At 71.6% G+C, this 5,682-nt stretch carries 6 protein-coding genes and 1 pseudogene; 3 read left to right on the top strand and 4 right to left on the bottom strand.

Features of this window, described 5'->3' with window-relative positions:
- Nucleotides 1-223 precede the first annotated feature (223 nt).
- Nucleotides 224-811 (bottom strand): GNAT family N-acetyltransferase, encoded by a 588-nt coding sequence (locus DBR36_RS00500; protein WP_108317085.1) that lies wholly within the window; start codon nt 809-811, stop codon nt 224-226.
- Nucleotides 808-1,161, bottom strand: a complete 354-nt coding sequence (locus DBR36_RS00505; RefSeq protein ID WP_375136038.1) for a MerR family transcriptional regulator — start codon at nt 1,159-1,161, stop codon at nt 808-810. Before DBR36_RS00505 ends, DBR36_RS00500 begins: the two co-directional genes overlap by 4 nt.
- A gap of 135 nt (nt 1,162-1,296) precedes the next feature.
- On the opposite strand from DBR36_RS00505, the gene DBR36_RS00510 reads away from it, so the two are divergent.
- Nucleotides 1,297-2,790 carry a SulP family inorganic anion transporter gene (locus DBR36_RS00510; protein WP_108317087.1) on the top strand — a complete coding sequence of 498 codons (1,494 nt, stop codon included), beginning with the start codon at nt 1,297-1,299 and terminating at the stop codon, nt 2,788-2,790.
- A 26-nt stretch (nt 2,791-2,816) separates the two neighbouring features.
- On the opposite strand, the gene DBR36_RS00515 is transcribed toward DBR36_RS00510, so the two are convergent.
- Nucleotides 2,817-3,752, bottom strand: coding sequence for an AraC family transcriptional regulator (locus tag DBR36_RS00515; protein WP_219927597.1), 936 nt, complete (start codon nt 3,750-3,752; stop codon nt 2,817-2,819).
- 300 nt (nt 3,753-4,052) lie between these two features.
- On the opposite strand from DBR36_RS00515, the gene DBR36_RS00520 reads away from it, so the two are divergent.
- Nucleotides 4,053-4,406: a hypothetical protein gene (locus tag DBR36_RS00520; RefSeq protein ID WP_146185143.1), complete on the top strand. Its 354-nt coding sequence runs from the start codon at nt 4,053-4,055 to the stop codon at nt 4,404-4,406.
- Nucleotides 4,407-4,460: 54 nt separating this feature from the next.
- Here DBR36_RS00520 and DBR36_RS00525 read toward each other — a convergent pair whose 3' ends face one another.
- On the bottom strand, nt 4,461-4,913 hold the full coding sequence (locus tag DBR36_RS00525) for a helix-turn-helix domain-containing protein (protein WP_108317090.1): 453 nt from the start codon (nt 4,911-4,913) through the stop codon (nt 4,461-4,463).
- A 189-nt stretch (nt 4,914-5,102) separates the two neighbouring features.
- Between DBR36_RS00525 and DBR36_RS00530 the strand changes: the two are divergent.
- Nucleotides 5,103-5,682, top strand: a pseudogene (locus DBR36_RS00530) (hypothetical protein); the annotation flags it as partial.

Here is a 5,682-nt window from a genome sequence, read left to right on the forward strand (position 1 = left end):
GAACCCCCCGACGCCCCGATCGTCGCCGCCGACCGCCGTCGCGAGGACACGCGACGGCTCGAACCCGTCGAGACTGCACGCCGCTGACATCCCGGTTGCAGGATGTCGCCGAGTTGTCAGCAGCGTGCAGTCTCGCGGCCCGAGGGCGGCCCGGAGACGGCCCGAGGGCGGCCGAGGACGGCCCGAAGGCCGCCCGCGGGCGGCCGGAGGCCCGCGCGCCGGGCTAGGCGGGCGCGGCGGAGGACAGACGCGCCTCGAGCCTTGCGCGCACCGCCGCCCATTCGGCGCGCAGGATCGAGAAGTACAGGGTGTCGCCGACGGAGCCGTCGGGAGCGATGCGGTGCTGCCGCAGGCACCCCTCGGCGGTGGCCCCGAGGCGTTCGATCGCCCGCGCGCTGCGCTCGTTGCGCGCGTCGCACCGCAGCGCCACGCGGTTCACCGACCACACGTCGAAGGCGTGCTCGAGCAGCAGCAGCTTGGCCGCGGGATTGGTCGCCCCGCCCTGGAAGGCCCGGCCGTACCACGTCGTGCCGATCTCGACGCGCCCCTGCGCGGGCACGTACTCGTAGAACGTCGTGGCCCCGCGGACCGTGCCGGTGGCGGCATCCCGCACCGTGAAGGCGTACAGACCCGGCGTCGCCCGCTGCTGCTCGACGCGCGCTGCGTAGGCGTCGACGGAGTCCGCCCACGCCGTGGTCATGCGGCTCCACAGCTGCGGGTCGGTCAGCGGCCACGCCTCGACGGCGTCGGACGGCAGGGCGGGATCGAGACGGATGCCATGGCCCTCGAGCGTGAGGTCGTGGGCGGTCATCTCGCCTCCAACTGGGCGACGAACTCGTCGGCGGCGGCGGCTTTGCGCCGCAGTTCTTCGCGCCGCTCCCGCGCCTCGGTGCGGATGTCGGCGAGGCGGGCACGCAGGGTCTCATCGCTCGGGTCGACCTCGAGACCGTCGACGACCGCGAGCAGCTCGCCCATCTGCTCGAGCGAGTAGCCGAGGGGCTTCATACGCCGGATGAGCAGCAGCCGCGACTCGTCGTCGAGCGTATACAGGCGGAAGCCGCCCTCGCTGCGGGCCGAGGGGCGCAGCAGACCGATCTCGTCGTAGTGGCGCAGCGTGCGGATGGACAGGCCCGTCCGCTCGGCGAGCTCGCCGATCTGCATCGGACGCTCCTCGGTCATGGCATCCCCGATCCCGCAACCCTCACGTTACGGTAGAGTCTCTCTCGGTCGCGATCGCGACCCCTCTATTCTTCCCCGCGTCGCCGCGGGTCCCCTCCCCCGACATCCGGAGACACGATGACAGACGTCCTCGCGCGCCCGCGCCCCGAACCGACGGTCCTTCAGGCCCTGCGCTCCCCGCGCCTGCTCACGCGCGAGGTGCTCGCCGGCCTCGTCGTCGCGATCGCGCTCATCCCCGAAGCCATCGCGTTCTCGATCATCGCCGGGGTCGACCCCCGGCTCGGCCTGTTCTCGTCCTTCGTGATGGCGGTGGCCATCGCGTTCCTCGGCGGCCGGCCGGCCATGATCTCGGCGGCGACCGGCGCGATCGCCCTCGTCATCGCGCCCGTCGCCCGCGAGCACGGCGTCGACTACCTGCTCGCGACGGTGATCCTCGGTGGCATCCTGCAGGTGATCCTCGGCCTGCTCGGGGTGGCCAAGCTCATGCGCTTCATCCCCCGCAGCGTCATGGTGGGCTTCGTCAACGCCCTCGCGATCCTCATCTTCATCGCCCAGGTGCCCCAGCTGATCGGCGTCCCGTGGGCCGTGTACCCGATCGCCGCCGCGGGCCTGGCGATCATGTACCTGCTGCCGCGGCTGACCCGGGCGGTCCCGGCCCCGCTCGTCGCGATCGTGCTGCTGACCGGCGCGGCAGTGGTGTTCGGCATCTCGGTGCCCACCGTCGGCGTCCAAGGCGCCCTGCCCGAGAGCCTTCCGTCGCTGCTGCTGCCGAACGTGCCGCTAACCGGCGAGACGCTCGCGATCATCCTGCCGTTCGCCGTCGCCATGGCGATCGTCGGCCTGCTCGAGTCGCTCATGACCGCGGCCCTGGTCGACGACATCACCGACACCCCCTCGTCCAAGACCCGTGAGTCGCTCGGCCAGGGAGCGGCGAACGTGCTGTCGGGCCTGTTCGGCGGCATGGGCGGCTGCGCGATGATCGGCCAGACGATGATCAACGTCAAGGCCTCCGGGGCGCGCACCCGCATCTCGACCTTCCTCGCCGGCGTCTTCCTGCTCGTCCTCGTCCTCGCGTTCGGCGACGTCGTCGCGATCATCCCGATGGCGGTGCTGGTGGCCGTGATGATCGTCGTGTCGATCGCGACGTTCGACTGGCACAGCATCCGCCCCTCGACCCTGCGGCGGATGCCGCTGAGCGAGACGATCGTCATGGTGCTGACCGTGGCGGTCACGGTGTGGACGCACAACCTGGCGATCGGCGTCGGCGTCGGCGTGGTCGCCGCGGCCGTGCTGTTCGCCCGCCGCGTCGCGAGCCTCACGAGCGTCACCCGCACGGTCGAGGGCGACCTCGCCCGCTACGTCGTCGAGGGCGAGCTGTTCTTCGCCTCGAGCAACGACCTCACCACGAAGTTCGCCTACCACCGCGATCCGTCACGGGTCGTGATCGACCTGTCGCGCACGCACGTCTGGGACGCCTCGACGGTGGCGGCTCTGGATGCCGTGCGCACGAAGTACGCGCACCTGGGCACCACCGTCGAACTCGAAGGACTCAACCCGACGGCCGCGCTGTTCCACGACCGTCTGAGCGGTGGCTTGGGCGCCGGGCACTGACGGGCGGGCGCCCCGGGCCCGCCGGCTCAGGAGCGCAGCGTGGTCGACGGGGTCTCGCCGAACTCGCCGCGGTACATCGCCGCGAAGCGGCCGAGGTTCGAGAACCCCCACCGGGCGGCGATCGCGGCGACCGTCTCGACCGAGGGGTCGGCGTTGCGCAGCTCGGCGCGCGCCGCATCCAGGCGCACCCGGCGCAGGTACTGCATGGGGGTGCGCCCCGTCGCGGCACGGAAGGCGTACTGCAGACCACGCGGCGAGAGCCGGGCGGCCTGCGCGATGTCGGCGAGCACGACGGGTTCGGCCGCGTGCGCCTCGACGAACGCCTTGGCGCGGCGCACCGGCGCGGGTAGCGGGCGCGAGGGGCGGCCGGCGGCCAGCGCGTCGGTGAACGTCGTCGAGAAGGTCAGCAGCGATGCCTCGAGAAGAAGCGTGCGGGCCTGCTGCTCGATCAGGGGCGTCCGCTCCGAGGACCGCAGGAGCACGTCGCGGCTGTACTCCCACGTGCGCGACCAGTAACGCAGCCGCTGTTCGTTGACGGGCCCGTGCCCGGTGGCGCGTACGCGCAGGGAGTCGTCGCCCGACAGGCGGCGGGCCGCGTCGTCGAAGTCGGACCGTGCGAACGACACGGCCGATCCGGCGATACGCCCGGTGAAGGCGATCTCGAGGGGACGGTCCACCACCATGAACGGCGTCGAGGTGTCGATGCGCTCGCGGCGGTAGGTTCCGGTCACGCGCGGGCCGGCGATGCGCCCGAGCACGACCTGGTCACGAGGGTCGGACTCGACGAGCATGGTCGAGCCGATCGTGTAGTCGCAGATGGCGAAGCCGGGTTCGGTCGCGGCGTGCCACGCCAGCGCGGGCTGGATCGCCTCGGCGCGCGAGATCCGGGCTCCGGGCACGATGCTCTGCCAGAGGTGCTCGACCGTCTCGGCATCCCGGGATTCGATATTCGTATGCTCCACGCGAGTTTCCTAAATCGTCCGAGAATGTGCGGCAAGACCATTGCCCGATGAGGTCGAGCGCGGTATGAAACCGCTCTCACGCAGTCGTCGAGCCGAATCCCGCGAATCAGAGTGCCCCCACCCGCATTCACCGTATCCGGGCGAAAGGCGCCTTTCGCGTATTTCGGCGCCCCCGGACGCCGTGCGCGATTCGAAAGCCGCGTTACGCAATCGCATTCCGCATCCGAGCGCTTTCGCGGGCATCTGCACCGAGATAATGGACCCGGTCGCCATTCGGCGCCGCTCGCCGAAGGGATGCCGATGCCGTTCCGCACCTTGACCACCCTGCAGCAGTGGGTCGACGACTTCCGCGACCTCGGCTACGACGACGCCGAGATCCTGCGCGTCATCCCCCAGGACAGCGACGACGGTTCCGACGCCGGACTCATCGCGGCCAAGCTGCGCAGCGTCTCGACGACCTTCTTCGTCGCGCCCGGAGCCGAAGAGGGATCGACCGCCTGGGCCGTGACCTTCGAACCCCGGGAGGATGCCGCCCCCCTGCCCGCGGGGCGCGTCATGGCGCTCGCGGGGGAACTGTCGACCCTCGCCGCCCTGTGCTCGTTCCTGCAGGCGCGTTCCGAAGCGTTCCTCGCGGTCTCATCCGCCGCGGACTGAGCGGGACGCGTCCTTCGCACGTCGGCCCGCCGCTCGCCCGCGCGAATCCGCGTCTCAGCGGGTCGCGGCGGAGGTCAACTCGTCGATCACGCTCGCGAGGCGGTCGGCCTCGGTCGGGTCGAGAGAGGCGATCGCCGACTCGATGTCGTCGTCGAAGGCGCGCAGGCGGCACCACGGCGGAGAGTCGAGATCGACGATCACGGTGATGTGGTTGACGCGGCGATCGTCGTCGTCCAGATCGCGGCGCACCGCCTCGCGCTGCACCAGCCGGTCGATCAGGGTGGTCACCCCCGCCGAGGTGATGCCGAGGTGATCGCGCACGTGCGAGGGACGCGCGCCCGGGTTCTCGGCGATGAACAGGAGCGCCCGGGCGTCGAGCTCGTTCAGCGACAGTTCGCGCCGCGCATCGACGGCGGCGGAACGACGCGCCTCGCCGTACGCCAGGAGCGCGCGCTGCAGGGTCGACTCCGCGGGGGTCGGCGAGGGAGTGTCGGAAGACGTCTGCACGACCGTCGATCGTACCCAGTCGCACGCCGCGCCGGGAACGGGCTCGCGAGGGCGACGTGCGCCACGGACCGCCCACCGCGATTCCTCGGGCCGTTGCGCGCGTTGCACGATGCCCACCATGGCGCAAGGCCCGCGTCAAGCCCCCTCGGTCGCCCCTAGACCGGACCTTCCCGGACGGAAGGAGCGAAAATGTCGCAATTCACCACCTCGCACGACGAGGACACCGGCGCATCCGCGAAAGCGGGTGCGGCGACGCACGAGGCAGCCGACACCGCGAAGGCGGCCGGCCACGCCGCGCAGGGTGTCGTCGAGAGCAGCGCACACGAGGCCGCGGCGGTCGCGAGCGAGGCGAAGGCGCAGCTCGGCGATCTCGTCGCCCAATCGGGGCGCGAGCTCTCGGACCATGCCGCGACGCAACAGCAGCGGGTGGCCGACAGCCTGAGCACGATGGGCGACGATCTGACGCGCATGGCGGATGCCGATGAGAACGGCGGCATCGCCGGCGACCTCGTCCGCCGGGCCGCCGGGCACGTGACCACGGTCGGCTCATGGTTGGCCGATCGCGATCCGCAGCAGTTGATGAGAGACGTCGCGAGCTTCGCGCGACGGCGACCCGGCACGTTCATCGCCGTCGCCGCCGTCGCGGGCATCGTGGCGGGACGACTGGGACGAGCCATCGCGGCCGGATCCACGGACGGCGGTGCGACCGCCGGCGGATCGCACACCCCGTCCGCGTCGGGTGGACCGCTGTTCGCGGACGCCGATGCCG

The organism is Microbacterium sp. HMWF026, from assembly GCF_003061325.1.
Classification (GTDB): Bacteria; Actinomycetota; Actinomycetes; order Actinomycetales; family Microbacteriaceae; genus Microbacterium; species Microbacterium testaceum_E.